At 64.9% G+C, this 16,707-nt stretch carries 17 protein-coding genes; 8 read left to right on the top strand and 9 right to left on the bottom strand.

The genetic code is table 11. From position 1 onward, the window contains the following. Nucleotides 1-2 precede the first annotated feature (2 nt). The 6 genes from ACWAT4_RS04870 to ACWAT4_RS04895 all read right to left on the bottom strand — a co-directional run bounded on the left by ACWAT4_RS04870 (nt 3) and on the right by ACWAT4_RS04895 (nt 5,453). Complete coding sequence (locus ACWAT4_RS04870) at nt 3-581, bottom strand: hypothetical protein (protein ID WP_212298502.1); 579 nt, start codon at nt 579-581, stop codon at nt 3-5. Nucleotides 582-787: 206 nt separating this feature from the next. Continuing rightward, on the bottom strand, nt 788-1,531 hold the full coding sequence (locus ACWAT4_RS04875; protein ID WP_449729948.1) for a CoA-transferase: 744 nt from the start codon (nt 1,529-1,531) through the stop codon (nt 788-790). Beyond that, a complete protein-coding gene (locus tag ACWAT4_RS04880) occupies nt 1,531-2,349 on the bottom strand; it encodes a CoA transferase subunit A (RefSeq protein ID WP_449729949.1) in 819 nt (272 codons plus the stop codon). The genes ACWAT4_RS04875 and ACWAT4_RS04880 overlap by 1 nt, the downstream gene beginning before the upstream one ends. Before the next feature lie 34 nt (nt 2,350-2,383). Next, complete coding sequence (locus tag ACWAT4_RS04885) at nt 2,384-3,697, bottom strand: tetratricopeptide repeat protein (RefSeq protein ID WP_449729950.1); 1,314 nt, start codon at nt 3,695-3,697, stop codon at nt 2,384-2,386. A 12-nt stretch (nt 3,698-3,709) separates the two neighbouring features. Continuing rightward, nucleotides 3,710-4,732 carry an aldo/keto reductase gene (locus tag ACWAT4_RS04890; RefSeq protein ID WP_212426368.1) on the bottom strand — a complete coding sequence of 341 codons (1,023 nt, stop codon included), beginning with the start codon at nt 4,730-4,732 and terminating at the stop codon, nt 3,710-3,712. Nucleotides 4,733-5,027: 295 nt separating this feature from the next. Then, a complete protein-coding gene (locus ACWAT4_RS04895; RefSeq protein WP_212298497.1) occupies nt 5,028-5,453 on the bottom strand; it encodes a PaaI family thioesterase in 426 nt (141 codons plus the stop codon). A 69-nt stretch (nt 5,454-5,522) separates the two neighbouring features. Here ACWAT4_RS04895 and ACWAT4_RS04900 point away from each other — a divergent pair, with 69 nt between their 5' ends. Continuing rightward, complete coding sequence (locus ACWAT4_RS04900; RefSeq protein ID WP_433995302.1) at nt 5,523-6,152, top strand: NUDIX hydrolase; 630 nt, start codon at nt 5,523-5,525, stop codon at nt 6,150-6,152. A 53-nt stretch (nt 6,153-6,205) separates the two neighbouring features. Then, nucleotides 6,206-7,423: a hypothetical protein gene (locus tag ACWAT4_RS04905; protein WP_212426366.1), complete on the top strand. Its 1,218-nt coding sequence runs from the start codon at nt 6,206-6,208 to the stop codon at nt 7,421-7,423. Nucleotides 7,424-7,603: 180 nt separating this feature from the next. Here ACWAT4_RS04905 and ACWAT4_RS04910 read toward each other — a convergent pair whose 3' ends face one another. Continuing rightward, nucleotides 7,604-7,906 (bottom strand): hypothetical protein, encoded by a 303-nt coding sequence (locus ACWAT4_RS04910; protein WP_212298657.1) that lies wholly within the window; start codon nt 7,904-7,906, stop codon nt 7,604-7,606. Nucleotides 7,907-8,100: 194 nt separating this feature from the next. On the opposite strand from ACWAT4_RS04910, the gene ACWAT4_RS04915 reads away from it, so the two are divergent. The 5 genes from ACWAT4_RS04915 to ACWAT4_RS04935 all read left to right on the top strand — a co-directional run bounded on the left by ACWAT4_RS04915 (nt 8,101) and on the right by ACWAT4_RS04935 (nt 13,232). Further along, nucleotides 8,101-8,580, top strand: a complete 480-nt coding sequence (locus ACWAT4_RS04915) for a hypothetical protein (protein WP_212298494.1) — start codon at nt 8,101-8,103, stop codon at nt 8,578-8,580. 226 nt (nt 8,581-8,806) lie between these two features. Then, the gene (locus tag ACWAT4_RS04920) at nt 8,807-9,754 is read left to right on the top strand and encodes a TAXI family TRAP transporter solute-binding subunit (protein ID WP_212298493.1); all 948 of its coding nucleotides are present in this window, start codon (nt 8,807-8,809) and stop codon (nt 9,752-9,754) included. 164 nt (nt 9,755-9,918) lie between these two features. Next, nucleotides 9,919-12,033: a TRAP transporter permease gene (locus ACWAT4_RS04925; protein ID WP_449729951.1), complete on the top strand. Its 2,115-nt coding sequence runs from the start codon at nt 9,919-9,921 to the stop codon at nt 12,031-12,033. Next, on the top strand, nt 11,994-12,413 hold the full coding sequence (locus ACWAT4_RS04930; protein WP_449729952.1) for a DUF1850 domain-containing protein: 420 nt from the start codon (nt 11,994-11,996) through the stop codon (nt 12,411-12,413). Before ACWAT4_RS04925 ends, ACWAT4_RS04930 begins: the two co-directional genes overlap by 40 nt. A gap of 12 nt (nt 12,414-12,425) precedes the next feature. Then, nucleotides 12,426-13,232 (top strand): SDR family NAD(P)-dependent oxidoreductase, encoded by an 807-nt coding sequence (locus tag ACWAT4_RS04935; protein WP_449729953.1) that lies wholly within the window; start codon nt 12,426-12,428, stop codon nt 13,230-13,232. Nucleotides 13,233-13,301: 69 nt separating this feature from the next. On the opposite strand, the gene ACWAT4_RS04940 is transcribed toward ACWAT4_RS04935, so the two are convergent. Both ACWAT4_RS04940 and ACWAT4_RS04945 read right to left on the bottom strand, forming a co-directional pair. Next, complete coding sequence (locus tag ACWAT4_RS04940) at nt 13,302-14,072, bottom strand: hypothetical protein (RefSeq protein WP_449729954.1); 771 nt, start codon at nt 14,070-14,072, stop codon at nt 13,302-13,304. A 117-nt stretch (nt 14,073-14,189) separates the two neighbouring features. Beyond that, on the bottom strand, nt 14,190-15,734 hold the full coding sequence (locus tag ACWAT4_RS04945; protein ID WP_449729955.1) for a cation:proton antiporter: 1,545 nt from the start codon (nt 15,732-15,734) through the stop codon (nt 14,190-14,192). 103 nt (nt 15,735-15,837) lie between these two features. On the opposite strand from ACWAT4_RS04945, the gene ACWAT4_RS04950 reads away from it, so the two are divergent. Beyond that, nucleotides 15,838-16,602, top strand: coding sequence for a tetratricopeptide repeat protein (locus ACWAT4_RS04950; protein ID WP_449729956.1), 765 nt, complete (start codon nt 15,838-15,840; stop codon nt 16,600-16,602). Nucleotides 16,603-16,707 lie beyond the last annotated feature (105 nt).

A 16,707-nucleotide genomic window follows, 5' to 3' on the forward strand; every position in this document is an offset into this window, starting at 1 on the left:
TGCTACTTGAACGGATCCTGGATCGACGGCGACGATTGCCTGATACGGCGCACGCTCACCGGCGTGCCATCGGAGACGAACAGGAGTTCGTACGTCCGGCCTTCATTGTCGGTCGCCGAGCAGGTGACGTCCTTGACCTTCTTGGCGGCGAAATTGCCGGTTTGGCGGCAGACGCCCGTGGAAGTCTGCTCCGCCGGTACCGGAAGGCCGTCGATCTTGGGCCGGTCCTTGGAGTTCAGGAGCATGCGGTCGATCGGCAACTCGTAGGAATTGTCATCGGCCCGCTTGCCGTTCTCGCCGGAGAACGACACCACGTGATTGGCGTCGGTGGGGTCGTCGACGGCGACCGCGAAATTGACCCGGCCCTTGTCGCCGTGCGCATAGGCCACCGTCTTGCACGCAAAGGTGCGGCCCGCGACCTTCAGCGTCTTGCAGTGGCCTGACATCAGCGCCAGGAGGTCGATGAAGGAATGCTGCCGGGCCGGCGGATTGTTCACCGGGATCGCGGTGGAAGACTCGGCAAAACAAGGGCTTGCGAGGGAAACGAGGATTGCAGCCAGGACCGGTCGGCGGAGGCGCATCGTCAGGCTCATGTGCCGGGAGGCCATGGACGGGCAGACGTCCCGCCCGATAACCATCGAAGCGCAAATTGGTTGCGATCCCGTTTGTCCGGCCAACCCCGATTGGAATACCACCGCGCGCCCCATCGGCGATTCGTCCCTGATCGCCCCGATCCGTCTAGCAGGCACATGCCGCCAAGCCGATGTTTTTTTCGTGGCAGACGGCCTCATGCCGCCTGCTTCATGGTCCGCGCAAAGGCCGGGTAAGTCTCGGCGAGCTCGTCGAAAATCCGCCCGCGCAGCAGCGCCAGCGTTGCAGCGTCCGGCCGCGGCGTTTCGCGCACGACATCCGGCTCCTGATAGGCCAAGCCGGTGTTCTCCCTTATGTCGGCCGGGGTGAAGGGCGGGTGCACCGAGCGCAGTGAGAAGCCGCCTGCCTCGCGGTCGAAGTCGAACAGCGCCATGTTGGTCAGAAGCGCGTGCGGCCCGCCGCGCCGCGGGATCTCCGGCGTGATGGCGCGTGCGCTGACGAAATCGACCTGGGGTACGAACACCCGCGGTGAATGCTCCTCGCGAAACAGGATCACGCGCGGAATGAGATGATAAAGATAGGCAGAGCCGAACGAGCCCGGCCAGCGCACGCTGGTGGTGGGATAATCGCCGGTGCCGACCAGGTTGATGTTGCCATGGCCGTCGATCTGGCCGCCGCCGAGAAAGAACGCGTCGACCCGGCCCTGTGCGGCGCAGTCGAACAGCTCGACGCCGCCATTGGTGAAGAAATTGTGCGCCTGCGATCCCAGGATCGAGATACGCACCGGCGGCTTGCCACAGAGTTCGTTGCGGGCGCGCAGCAGCATGGCGCCGGCCGCGGGGATCGGCGAGGATGCGCCGACCGCGACGTGACGGATCCCGTCGAGCAGATCGGCAATGGTGGCGATCAGAATCTCGCGCCGCTCGCGCTCGGTCGACATCAGGCCACCTGCTTGCGATGCGTCAGGAACGCCGAGAGATAGGCGCGGAAGCCGTCCTCGCTGCGCGCCATCGCCGCATAGCGCGCGATCTCGGCCTCGTCGGCCGGATATTCGTCCCACAATGCCAGCGGCCAGGCGCCGCCTGTGGCGACCGCGATGCTGTCGACATAGAGCGAGGGCAATACGCCGGCGGCGGAATCCTCGCTGTCTAGCAGATTGCGATCGACGATGCGCTCGACGGTGACCAGCGAGCGCTTGGAGGCATAAGCGAGGTCGGCGAGCTCGCGATGCCGGCCGATGCGGACATTGCCGGCGCGGTCGGCCTCGGGCGTGTGAAACAGTGCGACATCGGGGGAGATCGCGGGCACCACGACCACCTTGCGCGCCTCGCCGACCGGACTGTCGATCACCTGCCAGTCGGGCCGCACGTTGAGGAGATCGCTGCCGATGATGCCGGCGATCGGCATGAACGGCACGCCTTTCTGCGCGGCGAGCAGACCGGCATAGATCGCAGGGCAGGTGGAGTCGCGCATCGTGAACGCACCGTTCTTGACGCCGGCCGTGAAGCGCGGCGCGGCGCCAGCCTCGCCCAGCGACACCGCGCTCGTCTCGATCGAGGCGATGCGACCAGCGCCGATCAGGAGATCGGCCTGCATGCCGGAGATCGGTAGGCAAATCAGCTTGAGGTCACGGATGCCCGTTTCAAGTAACGCGGCGGTCGCCGCCATCGCCACGCCCGAACCGTCGACGGGGATTGCCAGCGACTGCCCCGGCGTAACGCGCGCGGCCAGCGCCTCCAGCGCAACGATCTCGGTCATGGGCGTCCTCCCGGTCTGTTGTCTCCATCCTGCCTCATGCCATCGCCGCCTGCCAGCGCCTATCGCGCGGGGAGGGGCGGCGGTGCAGGCGGGCGTCGAGAAGGCTGCGGGCGCGGGGCAGCTCACCGCTCCGCATCAGGGCGACGAGGAAGGTGTCCTCGATCAGCTCACGCTGGGCATGGCTGCCGCCGATGCGCACGACGTCGGCAAGGACAGGCATGAGCTCGCGCACGCAAGCCGCGTAATTCTCATCCGCGAAGGCCGCCAGCGCGCGGCAGATCGCCGGCACTACCGGGCCTGCCGGGAGCTTGCCTTCAGTGAGCCGCTGCTCGATCACGGTGAGGCGTGCGGTGAGCGCCTCCCGATTTTGCGTCGCGGCCGCGAGCAGCGCCATGTGGATGTCCGCGAAGGCCAAGCCCGATTTCGGGAAGAGCTTTTGCGCGGCAGCGTCGGCATCGACCCAGAGCGCATTCGGCACCTTGTGGCCATAGGCCGAGAGGCGCCACAGCAGCGAGGCGCTGTCGGTGATGACGTTGAGCGGTGGCGCCTGCGTGGCGGTGGGCTGCAGCACGTCGGCATAGATCTTGAGCGCGCGGGCCGCATCGCCGTGCTCGAGCGCGCCGAGCGCCTGGTGCCAGAGGATATGGCCGTGCAGGATGCCGGCGCGGTCATAGGTCGGAATCCATTCATCGACGAGCCGGTCGGCGTCCTCGATCGAACCGTCCTCGAACATCGCATGCAGCACGGCGTGCGCGGCGTGGGCATTGGCCCGGCGTAGACTGAATCCGCGCTCGGTAACGGTGCGGCCGCGGGCGACGTCGCCATTCTCCGTCATCGCCCAGCCGGACATGGTGAGAAACCACCAGTCCTCGCCGTAATGATGCGCGACGCGCTCGCACAGCTCGTGTCGCGCACGGTCGTGATCGGCCATGCCGGAGAAGGCGAACAGGCCGAACGCGCCGAGCGGCAATGACAACACCATGGCATCGCGCGGCCACGCGTCGACATGCCGAGACATCGCCGCGATCGCCTCGGGTCCCCGACCCTCGATCGCGAGCGCCAGAATTTCGACGTGGGAGCGCTCGCGCTCCGTGCCGCGCCTGGCGACGCGCTCGCGCGCCAAGGCCGCCTTGCTCCGCGCGAGATCGCCTTGCTGATAGAACGCATGCACGCGAGCGCGGGCGATGTGGGCCAGCGCGAAATCCGGATCGGCGGCAATCGCGCGCTCGAGCGTCGCCGCCATGCCGGTCCAGCCGGCGAGCATGAGGTCGACGCCTTCGCGATAGGCGGAGGCGGCTTCATGCGAAGAGGTCGAGAGCGGCAATCCGTAGCGGTCTTCAAGCGCCATCGTGGTCTCCGGTTAAGCCGTCCGCGCGCGACGTCCCTCGATCGGATAAGCAGGATCGTTATAGCCCGGCGTCGACGGATGGCCCGGCACGACCAGCCGGTCGATCAGCGCCTCGTCTTCCGCGGTGAAGCGGTAGTCGAGCGCGCGGATGTAGCCGTCCCACTGCTCCTCGGTGCGCGGACCTGCAACGATCGAGGAGACGAAGGCGGAGTTCAGCACCCAGGCGACCGCGAACTGGCCGGCGGTGATGCGGTTCTTCTCGGCGTGGCTCTTGATCTCCTGCGCGAGCTGGAGCGATTCCGGCCGCCATTCCGTTTGCATCATGCGGGTGTCGTTGCGGCCGGCGCGCGTGTTCTTGTCCGGCACCGCATCGGGCTTGTACTTGCCGGTGAGCACGCCGCGCGCCAGCGGGCTATAGGGCACGATGCCAAGGCCATAATAAGAACAGGCCGGAAAGTGCTCGACCTCGGGCATGCGGTTCATCGCGTTGTAATAGGGCTGGCTTGCCACGGGACGGTCGATGCCGAGCCGATCGCAGATGTTGCAAATCTCGGCGACGCGCCAGGCGCGGTAGTTGGAGGCGCCGAAATATCGGATCTTGCCGGCGCGGATCAGATCGCCCATCGCGCGCACCGTTTCCTCCAGCGGCGTCGTATGGTCTTCCTTGTGCAGATAGTAGATGTCGATGTGGTCGGTACCGAGCCGCTTCAGGCTCTCGTCGGCGGCTTGCAGCACCCAGCGCCGCGACAGCCCGACGCGGTTGGGGTCGTCGCGCGTATCGTTGTTCATGGGATTGGCGAGTTTCGTCGCGAGCACCCAGGCGTGACGGTTGTTGCCGATCGCACGGCCGACGACTTCCTCGGAGCCGCCCTTCGAATAGGCGTCTGCTGTGTCGATGAAATTGATGCCGGCATCATGCGCCTTGGCAATGATCCGCGTTGATGCGGCTTCGTCGGTCGGCCCACCGAACATCATGGTGCCCAAACAAATCGGCGACACTTTCAGGCCGCTGCGGCCGAGTTGGCGGTACTGCATGGGCTGTTTCCTCGAGGCTCCTGTTGTGGCCACCATAGCCAGCTACGCCCGTCATTGCGAGCGCAGCGAAGCAATCCAGCAATGCCGTCTCCTCTCGTCGTCCCGGACGAGCGCAGCGAAGATCCGGGACCCATACGCCGCAGCAATAGTTTTGCGAAGGCTCGGAGTTACCAGCTTTGCCTCAAACTACTCCCTGGGATTATGGGTCCCGGCTCCCCGCGCGCAATTGCGCGCTAGGCCGGGCGACGACGGCGGAGGGTGTGATGCGCGGCGGTGGCAGTCTCGCAGAGCAAACCTATCCCGGCCCCTTCAAGATCTTGAACACACCATTCGCCATCACGATGCAGCGATCATCGACGGTCACTTCGGTGCTCATGAAGATCAGGCTGCGGGTCGAGCGCACGACGCGGGGGCGGGAGATCAGGATGTCGCCGATCTGGCCGGCCTCGACGAAATGGGTGTCGAGCTGCACCGTCGCCATGTACTCCTTGCCGGAGACGTAGCGGGCGGTCATGCCGCAGGTGCGGTCCGCGAAGGTCATCATCACGCCGCCCTGGACCATGCCGCGGCGATTGTGGTGCTTGTCTTCGGTGGCGAGCGCGAATTCGTGCTGGCCGCCGACCTTGCGCTCCCACAATGGACCGACGAGGTGCATGAAGCCTGTGGTCTCCAGGATGGTCCAGCCGTCCGATTTGAGCTTTGCGGCGGTCTTGCTGGTCATCGCCCCGTCCATCCGTGCAACGCTTGATCTCTCCTCGTTTCATCGAGCGAGGTCCTGGTGTAGTCAAGCATCATGAGAGCTTTCGGCAATGCCACCAGACGGAATATCGCAGAGGCCTGCGCGTCCTTCGCGCGGCTACCCGATGCGGCCGAGCCGCCGAAGCTGAAGCGCGCCGCGGTGGTGCTGGCACTGACCGCATCCGATGACGGCGAGGGCACTGCGTTTCTGCTCACCCGGCGCGCATCACATCTGCGCGCGCATCGCGGTCAGTGGGCGCTGCCCGGTGGGCGATGTGATGCCGGAGAGACGCCGGTCGGGGCCGCGCTGCGCGAGCTCGACGAGGAGCTGGCGCTCAAGCTCTCAGTCGATGCGGTGCTCGGCACGCTCGACGACTATCCGACGCGCTCCGGCTATCTGATCACGCCGGTCGTGGTGTGGGCCACCGACAGCGCGACGATCCGACCGAACCCCGACGAGGTCGCCTCCGTTCATCGCATCGCGCTCGACACGATCGAGCGCGACGATGCCTTCGATTTCACCGCGATTCCGGAAAGCACCCGCAGGGTGATCCGCTTCCATCACCAGATGAGCCTGATCCACGCGCCGACGGCGGCGCTGATCTACCAGTTCCGCGAGGTGCTGGCGGGGCGGCAGACGCGCGTCACCGACCTGGAACAGCCTGTTTTCGCCTGGAAGTGATGGTAAACGGCGCGTTAACGTGACGGTTACCGGATGCCTGCTAAGAGGGCAGCATGCATCATTCGATTCGAAATCATCTCGCGCTGGTTCCACTCGCGCTCGTCCTGCTCGTCTCCGCCGCGCGCGGCGGTGAGTCCGAGACGCTGCCACCCGCCGTCAGCAACGCCAATGCCCAGCTCTTGTCGCAGTTTTTTGCGCAAGGCGGCGGTGCGTCGCCGGCCGTGCTCGAATATCGCCGCAAGCTGGCCGAGTATCAGCAAATTCGCGGCGCCTTCGATGCCGAGGCCGGCGCCTATTGGAGCCAGGTCACGGAAAAGCGGAAAGGCCGCAATGCCAAGCGACGCAGCGGGCAGCAGATCACGCTCGATGATTATGTGCTGGAGCAGCCGCCGGTTTATACCGGGCCGAAGCGGCCGGTGAACCCGGAGCCGGAGGAAACTCCGGAACGCCCCGCCCGCAAGCCGCTTCCGGTGGCTTCCGATCTCCTGCGCGCGGCGCTGGATCTCTACCAATTCACGCCGCAGCGGCCGACGAACGAGGTCGAGTTCAAGCGCGCCTATGCGCGCTACGCGCTCGCCGCGGGACTGACACGCGAGCAGGCGGTGCGGGTCTATTCGTTCGAGACCGGCGGAACCGGAAACTACGACGTGCAGGCCGGCATCGAGCATGGCGGCAAGCGCGCGATCTCGACCGCGATGGGCTACAACCAGCTGCTCACCACCAACAGCGTCGAGCTACTGGCTGAGCAGGGCCATGAATTCATCCGCGCGCTTTCCGACAAGGTGGCCCGCACCTCAGGACCGTCGCGCCAGTCGCTGGAGCGCAAGCTTGTTGTCCTGAAGAAGATGGTAACCCATGCGAAGTCGGTGCCGGACACCTGGTCGGAGCATGAGAAGATCGGCGACACCGCGCAGGGCTGGGCCATGCATGCGATGGTGCTGGACGTCGACATCGGGCCGATGCTGCAAACCCACAAGCTCCTGACCTCGGTGCTGTTCGCCCGCGCCAAGGGCTACACCCGCCCGCTCACCGCCGCCGAGCTCGAGATGATGAACCTCACCGGCGATGGCACCGGCCTCGACATGGTGACGATGCCGCAGGCCATGCGCGAGCAGGTACCGACCTCGAACTTCTTCCAGCGCGGCGGCTACGAGCGCAACCCGGTCGCGATCCGCCACAACACGGTGGCGAAGCTGCTCGCAGTGACGGATGCGCGGATGGATTCGAACAGCAACAACGCCGGCGCAAGAGAATTGGCGGGGGCGTTTTGATGGCTGGCGAGCTGCCTCTTAACCCCGCCCCGCTTGCGGGGAGAGGCCGGATTGCATCGAAGATGCAATCCGGGTGAGGGGGTACAGGTCCCTCGACAATCTCATGCGCGGAGAGATGCCCCTCACCCCAACCCTCTCCCCGTAAGAACGGGGCGAGGGAGCGCACCGTCATCGCAGCCTCTACTGGTCCGGCCCAAACTTGAACTTGCCGTCGCCCTCGAGATACTGGCCGCTGCGCATGTAGAGCTGGCCATTGTGGCCGATGAAGAACAGCGTTCCCTTGGGCACCTTCTTGGCGCCCTTCAGGAGTTCGCCGGCATTGCTGGTGCCCATCTTGTAGGAGAAGGTCTTGCCTTCCTTGTCATAGGCATAGCCCATGTCCGGCTTGAGCTCCCACGGCGCCGCCTCGGTCTGAGCGCATGCGGGAGCGGCGAACGCGCCCAGCGCGGCTACAATTGCAAATGTCTTGATCGAAAATGCCATCATCCATTCTCCCCGTCCGTTGGGGTGCCCGCTTGAACAAATCACGAACGGCGTTTGCGGGTCAATCCGCGATGACGCCGCAGCGCATCACGTCTCACCCAGCAGTTTGTGATTTTCCCTTCGTCCCCTCGCGACTATGTTCCGCTTTCAGTCTAGAACGCAACACGACAAAGATATTGGTGGGGATGATTCGAATGCGCCACGTCACTAAGTTTTGCTGGGCCGCTGTATTGTCGCTGACGGCGCTGGTGCCGGCCGCCCGGGCCGATGATTACCAGCTCAGCCATAACCAGCGGATTTCATGCAGCCGTGGCCTAGCTCCGGGCAAGCTCAACACTGCGACTTGCAAATCCTACACCTATCTCTTCAACACCAAGACCTCGGAATATTTTCGTTGCCAGGTCTCGCTGGCGCTGACCCGCGACAACAAGGAAGTCATCAACGTCCAGACTGACGGTGGCTGCACCAAGAAGCCGCGCATCTTCGAGACCGACGGGCACTATGATTTCGACGCGACCGAGACCGAGCCGCCGAACACCAACTCGTTCTTCGGCCCCGGCGGCTACTCGATCTGGGCGGCCGACATGGCCGCGCAGAAGATCCGCGGCTGCATCACCATCTCCTCCGGCCTTGGATCTGACATCTCCAAGTGCCTGGACATGACCTTCCAATGACGGTGCGCTCCCTCTCCCGCAAGCGGGAGAGGTGATCGAGCCAGCGGCGCCCGATTGAGTCTCGCATCCACGTCCGGTCCAGCTGCGCCACGTCGCCGCACCCGCCGGGTTCCATCAAAGCCCAGGTAAAACAGGCGCTTCCGCAGCCCTGTTTTGTCTTTTGGATGGGTTGACCAGTCCTCCTCATCCGGCCAATTTCGCCGCCGGTTTGGGGAGTACAACAACCATGAAACGGACGATTTTCGGCGCGGCCGCGGCTCTTGCTCTGGCGGCGTCGGCACCTTGCGCGCATGCGCAATCCTTCATCAACGTGCTGACCGGCGGCACCTCAGGCGTCTATTATCCGCTCGGGGTCGCGATCGGAAAAATCTACGGCGACAAGATTCCGAACGTGAAGACGCAGGTGCAGGCCACCAAGGCGTCGGTCGAAAATCTCATTCTGCTGCAGCAGGGTCGCGGCGAACTGGCGTTCACGCTTGGCGACTCCCTGAAGGCCGCCTGGGACGGCGACGAGGAAGCGGGCTTCAAGACCAAGCTCGACAAGCTCAGGACCATCGGTGCGATCTACCCGAACTACATCCAGATCGTCGCCACCGCCGAGAGCGGCATCAAGACGCTCGCGGATCTCAAGGGCAAGAGCCTGTCGGTCGGCGCGCCGAAATCGGGCACGGAGCTGAACTCGCGCGCGATCCTGTCCGCGGCCGGCATGACCTACAAGGATCTCGGCAAGGTCGAATATCTGCCGTTCGCCGAATCCGTCGATCTCATGAAGAACCGCCAGCTCGCCGCGACCTTGCAGTCGGCCGGCCTTGGCGTCGCCTCGTTGAAGGATCTGTCGACCTCAAGCCCGATCTCGGTGGTGGCGGTGCCGAAGGAGACCGTCGACAAGATCGGGCCGCCCTTCATCTCGGCGGTCATCCCGGCCAACACCTATACCGGCCAGGACAAGGACGTGCCGACCGCAGCCGTGGTCAACTACCTGGTCACCAGCTCAGCCGTGTCCGACGACCTTGCCTATCAAATGACAAAGCTGGTCTACGAATCGCTGCCCGAACTGGCCAACGCGCACGCGGCCGGCAAGGAGATCAAGCTCGAGACGGCGGCCACCGGCAGTCCGATCCCGCTGCATCCCGGCGCGATCCGCTATTACAAGGAAAAAGGGCTGATCAAGTAAGGTCTGCTTTTGGCAACGGACGTCATGCCCGGGCTCGTCCCGGGCATCCACGTTCTTGGAAGGCACCGCAGGCGGTGGATGGCCGGGACAAGCCCGGCCATGACGATCCGATAGGATCCTGCTGCTGCTATGATTTGAATAGGCTGGACTGGGGTGATCTAAAAATGCTGGAAAAGGCAGAGGGCACCGACGCGGCGCCGATCAAGGTCGAGTTCGACAATTTCGAGCACGGTTTTCCGGAAGGGTTTGGCCCCGGCTGGTGGGGCGCGCTCGCCTATTGGATCGGCATCGCCTTTGCGACCTTTCAGCTCTATGTCGCCGCCTTCAACTATCTGCCGAGCCAGGTGGTGCGCGGCGTCCATGTCGGCTTTCTCATCCTGCTTACCTTCGGCCTGATCGCCAACTTCACCGCGAAGAGCAATTTTGGCCGCACGCTCGGCTGGGTGATCGGTGCCGCCGGCTTCTTCTGCGGGCTCTATCAATGGATCTTCTATGCCGATTTGATCGCGCGTGACGGCGATCCGACCAAACTCGACCTCGCCGTCGGGACGCTGCTCGCGGTGCTGATCTTCGAGGGCACGCGGCGCCTGATGGGCGGGGCGCTGCCGCTGATGTGCGGCGCGTGTCTTGTCTACTGGTTCTTCGGGCAGTACCTGCCGTCGCCGCTCAACCATCGCGGATATGATTTCGACCAGATCGTCACGCACCTGTCCTACGGCACCGAAGGCTTTTACGGCGTGCCGGTCTACGTCTCGGCGACCTACATTTTCCTGTTCATCCTGTTCGGCTCGTTCCTGGAACGTGCCGGTATGATCCAGCTCTTCACCGACGTCTCGCTCGGCCTGTTCGGCCGCACCCGCGGTGGCCCCGCCAAGGTCGCCGTGTTCGCCTCGGGCATGATGGGCACCATCTCCGGCTCCGGCGTCGCCAACGTCGTCACGGTCGGCCAGTTCACCATTCCCCTGATGATCAGGTTCGGCTACCGCCGCGCGTTTGCCGCCGGCGTCGAGGCGACGGCCTCGATGGGCGGGCAGATCATGCCGCCGGTGATGGGCGCGGTCGCCTTCATCATGGCGGAGACGCTCGGCGTCCAGTACTCCGAGATCGTGAAGGCCGCCGCTATTCCGGCGGTGCTCTATTTCGCCTCGGCCTTCTGGATGGTGCATCTCGAAGCCGGAAAGCATGGCCTCGTCGGCATGAAGCGCTCGGAGATCCCGAGCGCCTGGAAGGCGCTGGTGACGCGCTGGTACCTCGTGCTGCCGCTCGCAGCGCTCGTTTACATGCTGTTCGAGGGCTTCACGCCGCTCTATGCCGGCAGCATGGGCCTTGCGCTGACGGTGACGTTGATCCTCGGCACCGCCATCACGACGGGCGCCTCCTCGATGGTGATCCGCTATATCTTCTGGATCGGGCTCGCGCTCGTCGTCGCCGCGCTGTCGCGCGACGGTTTCCAGATCGTGCCGGTCGCGAGCGTCGTGGTCGGCCTGATCGTGATCACGGGCTTCATTCGTGGCGGCCTCAAAGCCCTGCGCGAATGCCGCGATGCCTTGGCCGAAAGTGCTAAATCCGCGATCACCGTCGGCATGGCTTGCGCCATCGTCGGCGTCATCATCGGCATGATGTCGCAGACCGGCGTCGGCACAATCTTTGGCAGCTGGGTGATCGGTCTGGGCGAGAAGAGCCTGTTCCTGGCGCTGATCATGACCATGCTGCTGTCGATCCTGCTCGGCACCGGCATCCCGACCATCCCGACCTACATCATCACCGCCGCACTTGCCGCGCCGGCGCTGGCGAAGCTCGGCGTGCCCCTGATCGCGAGCCACATGTTCGCGTTCTATTACGGCATCATGGCCGACCTCTCGCCGCCGGTCGCGCTCGCGGCCCTTGCCGCGGCGCCCATCGCGAAGGAAAATCCGGACAAGATCGGCTGGGAGGCGATGCGCATCGCGCTCGCCGGCTACGTTATCCCGTTCATCTTCGTCTACTCGCCGGCCTTGATGCTGCAGGCCTGTGACCCCATGGCGGCGAAGCTCGGCTTCTACGGTGCGGTGGCGCTTGCGAGCTTCAAGGCGCTGGTGGCGATTGCGCTGTTCGGCATGGTCGCGATCGGCTTCCTGTTTACGCGGCTCACGCTGATCGAGCGCCTGGTGGCGCTCGGCGCCGCGCTGTGCCTGCTCGGCGACTTCCCGTTCAGCGACACCGCCGGCTTTGTGCTCTCGGCGGCGCTCGTGCTGTGGCAATGGCGGCAGCGTCCGCCGGCAGCGGTCGAGGCGGTGTGAGCCTCTGCTTCGCAACAGCCGGGGGCGTGAAGGCGCTGGCGCTGTCGGCGTTCACGCTGGTGTGGACACATTCGATCGCGAAAGTCGACTGGCAGGAAGACTGGCGCGTCACGCCCGCGGGCCTCGAGCTGGTGCAGGCCCGCGTCAAGGGCACCGGCCCCGGCATGGAGCCGCCGCCCGAGGCGCGGCTGATCGACGGCTGGTTTCAATGGAGACCCGCGCGGGCACCAATGCAGGAAGTGGTGCTCGGCAATTCCGGCGCGGCAGGGGAATGGCGGCTATGCCATGACGGAAGCTGCCGGATGCTTTCGCAGATTGTCGGCCATCCCATCGGTGCTAACGTCACCAGGATGAGCATCTGCGACGAACAGCAGAAATAAGGGAGACATGCGATGGACCGGCTCAAGGGCAAGGTTGCGATGGTCGTGGGTGCCGGCTCGATCGGCCCCGGCTGGGGCAACGGCAAGGTAACCGCAGTGACCTTTGCGCGCGAGGGCGCGCAGGTTTTTTGCGTCGACCGCAACGGCGCCGCCGCTGAGGAGACCGCTGACATCATCACCGGCGAAGGCGGTAAGGCGACGGCGTTCACCGCCGACGTGTCACGGTCCGCCGAGATCGAGGCGATGGTCGCGGCGTGCCTGAAGACTTATGGCCGGATCGACGTGCTCGACAACAATGTCGGCATCGCCGAGATGGGCAGCGTGGTCGAGGTCACCGAGGAGAGCTGGGACCGCGTCTTCGCCGTCAACCTCAAGAGCGCTTATTTCGCCATGAAGCACGTCATTCCCGTCATGGTGAAACAGGGCGGCGGCTCGATCATCAACATCTCCTCGATCGCCTCGATCCGTCACATGGGCATCTCCTACGTCACCTACGGCACCTCGAAGGCGGCGATGAACCAGATGACGCGCACCACCGCGATCGAGTTTGCGCGGCATCATGTGCGGGTGAACGCGATCCTGCCCGGCCTGATGAAGACGCCGATGGTCGAGCATTCCGCAGGCCTCGCCAACAGCTACGCCAAGGGCGATGTCGAGGCGATGTGGCGCGCCCGCGACGCCCAGGTGCCGATGGGCCATATGGGCGACGCCTTCGACGTTGCCAACGCGGCGCTGTTCCTGGCGTCGGACGAGTCGAAATATGTGACGGGTATCGAGCTCGTGGTCGATGGCGGGATCACGTGCAAGGCGGGGGCGTAGCTCCGGCCTCCGTCGTCGTCCCGGATCGGCGCTCCGCTTCGCTGCGCTTGTCCGGGATGACAGCGGCCGCTATTGCGCCAGCGCCAAAATTCCGCCGGCGAATGCGTGCCACGCCGCGCTTTCGCTGATTGGCCAGTTCAACACCTTCACCGCCAGCATCGCGAGCGTACCGTAGATGTAGACGGGATGCACGCGGCCTTCGGTGCGCCAGTCGCGCACCATGGCGACGACGAGCAGAAGCGAGGCGACCACGGCCGGGGCGATCGTCACCGGCACCGGCGGCGGGCCGGGCGGTCCCGGAGGAGCGAGGAAAGTCAGGAACCAGCGCGCGATCGCGGCATCGAGGATCGAGACCGCGGCGAGCAGCATCAAGCGCTTATGGATCTCCGGCCGGCGTGTGTTCATGATGGCGAGCACAAACGCCAACGCGAAGAACGCGATTCCGCTCATCGGCACGATCGAGAAGGCTATGCCCGCATCCTTCTGTCCAAGCGCGGCGGAATGCTGCATCACATGTACCGAGGCGAGGAAGCCGAAGATCGTCATCGCGGTCGCGAGCGAGACGCCGGCAATCCCGAGCGAACGATGATTGACGACGCGTCCCGAGGCCGCGAGCCAGGTCTGCAGCACGAAATAGAGCGTCCAGGTGAAGAACAAGAATCCGTGAAAATGGATCACCGGACTTGCGGAAAACGTCCGGTGGGCGAGCGGCATCCAATAGGTCGGTGCGAAGCCAAGGAAGGCGGTGGCCGCGCAGGCCAGCGCCATGTGGAGATAAAAATATCGTGCGGGCGACGCATCACGCGCGCGTACACGACGGTCGTCGATCAGAGTCGTCATCTGGAATGAGTCTAGGGAGGCAGGGTTTGGTTCAACGCCAGACGCCCCTCCAACGTCGTCCCGGGGCGCGCGCAATATGCGCTTCGCTTGTCCGGGACGACAGCGGAGGTTGTCGATCTATCCCCCGGCGCTCAACTCCGCCCGATCCAGCTCTTCCTCGATCCGATGGAACGCGTCATCACCGATCACTTCGGTGGCGCGGAGGTCGAAGATCGATTTCCGCGCAGCCGAGATGGCGCGGCGGCGCAGGGGATCGGCGGGCAGTTCGCCATTGGCGATGCCGCCGTGCGGATCGTCGTCGGCCTGCATCAGGACGGCGCGGTATTCGAGCCTGAGGATTTCGGCTTCCTCCGACGGATCGTCCTCGATCGCATCGAGCGCGGCGCGATAGGCAATCGTGCGGGCGCGTGCGACCTCGATGCCGACGGGATCGTCGTCCTTGAGGCCGAAGGCCAGGATCAGCGGCCGCAGCGTCAGGCCCTGGATCACCAGCGATCCCAGCACCACCGCGAAGGCGACGAAGACGATGAAGTCGCGATAGGGAAAGTTCTCCGGCAGCGCGAATGCGGTGGCGAGCGTGACGAGGCCGCGCATGCCGCACCATGAGATGATGAGACCGCCCTTGGGCGAGGCGACGGCTCTCGGGTCTTTCGGATGATAGATCCCTTGCGCAACCAGCACACGCAGGGTCGTGCGGTAGAACGTCACCCAGAGCAGCCGCACCAGTACCACCGTGAGCAGGACCGAGGCCGCGGCCACGCAATATTCCCAGCGCACGTCGGTGTCCAGCCGCGTCCAGATCGGCCGCATCTGCATGCCGATCAGCATGAAGGCGAGCACGTTGAGCACGAACACCGTCGTTTCCCACACTGCATACGAGGGCACCCGCAGCCGAGCCGGCATGCGCTCTCCCGCCGTGCGCGCGATGCTGATGGCGTAAACGACGATAGTGAGGATGCCGGAGAGACCGAGATGCTCGGCGCCGATCCAGATCATGAAGGTGGTGGCGAACTGAACGATGATGGCGCTCGGTGCTTCCGTCACGCGTTCCATGATGGGCGGGATGAGGCGGGCTGCGACGAGACCTGCGATGACGCTGCCGACCAGCGCCAGCGCCATGGTCGGCGCGACCTGGCTCCACGTTAGATGCTGGGTGACGACCGCGCCGACGGCGATGCGATAGATCAGGAGTGCGGTCGCATCGTTGAGCAGGCTCTCGCCTTCCAACACCTTCACCATGCGATAGGGCAGCTTCACCTGGCTCAGGATCGCGACTGCAGCCGCGGCATCCGGCGGCGCGACGATGGCGCCGAGCGCCACCGCCGCGGCCCAGGGCATGTCAGGCATCAGCCGATGTGCAACATAGGCGACGCCGGCCGTGGTCAGGCCGACGGCGGCCACGACCAGGGTCGAGACCGGAACCCAGTTGTTGCGCAGATCGCGCAGCGACGTGTCGAACGCGGCATCGAGCAGGACCGGTGCGACAAAAAGGGCCAACGCCAGGTCCGGCTCCAGCGTCCAGGACGGGCTGTTCGGCACGAAGGCGATCAGCGCGCCGCCGATCGCGAGAAAGGTCGGGTAGGGGACCTTGATCCGCCGCGCCAGCGCCGATAATGCAACGGCGCCAAGCAGAAGCACGATGATCCATTCGAATGTCGACAAATTGGTCCCCGATACCGAATTGAGCGGCGCTACAAGCTAGCACCAATCCGGCCGTATGATGGATAGTATGGCCTCGAGGCAAGATTTTCCGACTGCAATGAGCATGCGTTTTCAAAAACTCATTCAATTGTCGGCCGCTCTGATGCTCTCGGCACTCTGGCCCGGCCCGGCCAAGGCTGCGACTGGCGGCGAGCCGGCCGCCGTCGTGCAGGTTGACGTCGCGGCATGCCTGGCCGCCGTCACGGCCGACGACATGGACGGAGCAGGCCCGGCCTGCGCAGCCGTCATCGACAACGAGAAGACCGCAAAGCCCGACCTGATCAAGGCGCTGGTCGCGCGTGGCGGGCTCTTTGCACGGCATGATCAGATCGACCGGGCCATCGCCGACGACAGCCGCGCCCTGCTGCTCGATCCCACGCTGGCCGACGTCTTCAACGCGCGCGGCGAGCTTTGGCTGAAGAAGGGTGACAAGCCGAAGGCGGTGCAGGATTTCGGCGCGGCGCTCCGGATTGATCCGAACCACGAAAAGGCCAAGGCCAATCACAGGGCGATGGCGCGCGAGCTCGAGCGGATCGGGGCGCAGATGGCGGTCGCCGGCAAGCCCAGCTTCAATTGCGCAGGCGCGCGCCGCCCCGTCGAGAAGGCGATCTGCGCAAATCGCGAGCTCGCCGATCTCGACCGTGAGGTTTATGCCGCCAATGCACGCGTGCTGCGCGGGGCGCGCAATGCGGGTGAAGCAAAGACTCTCCAGCGCGAGCAGGATGATTTCATCGCCCGCCGCAATGCCGGCTTTGGCCGTCCGGGATATGACTTGAAGAAGGCGATGCAGGAGCGGCTGCAACGGCTGAACGGGGTGGACGGGTATTGAGGTCCTTCGCCGCTCGAAGGGGCGTCATGCCCGGGTAGACGGGCCCGACTTGAACCCATCCCTCGCCCGCCGCGACAATGGTGAAAACCTGATGCCATGGAGTGC

This window comes from Bradyrhizobium sp. T-1 (assembly GCF_053592855.1).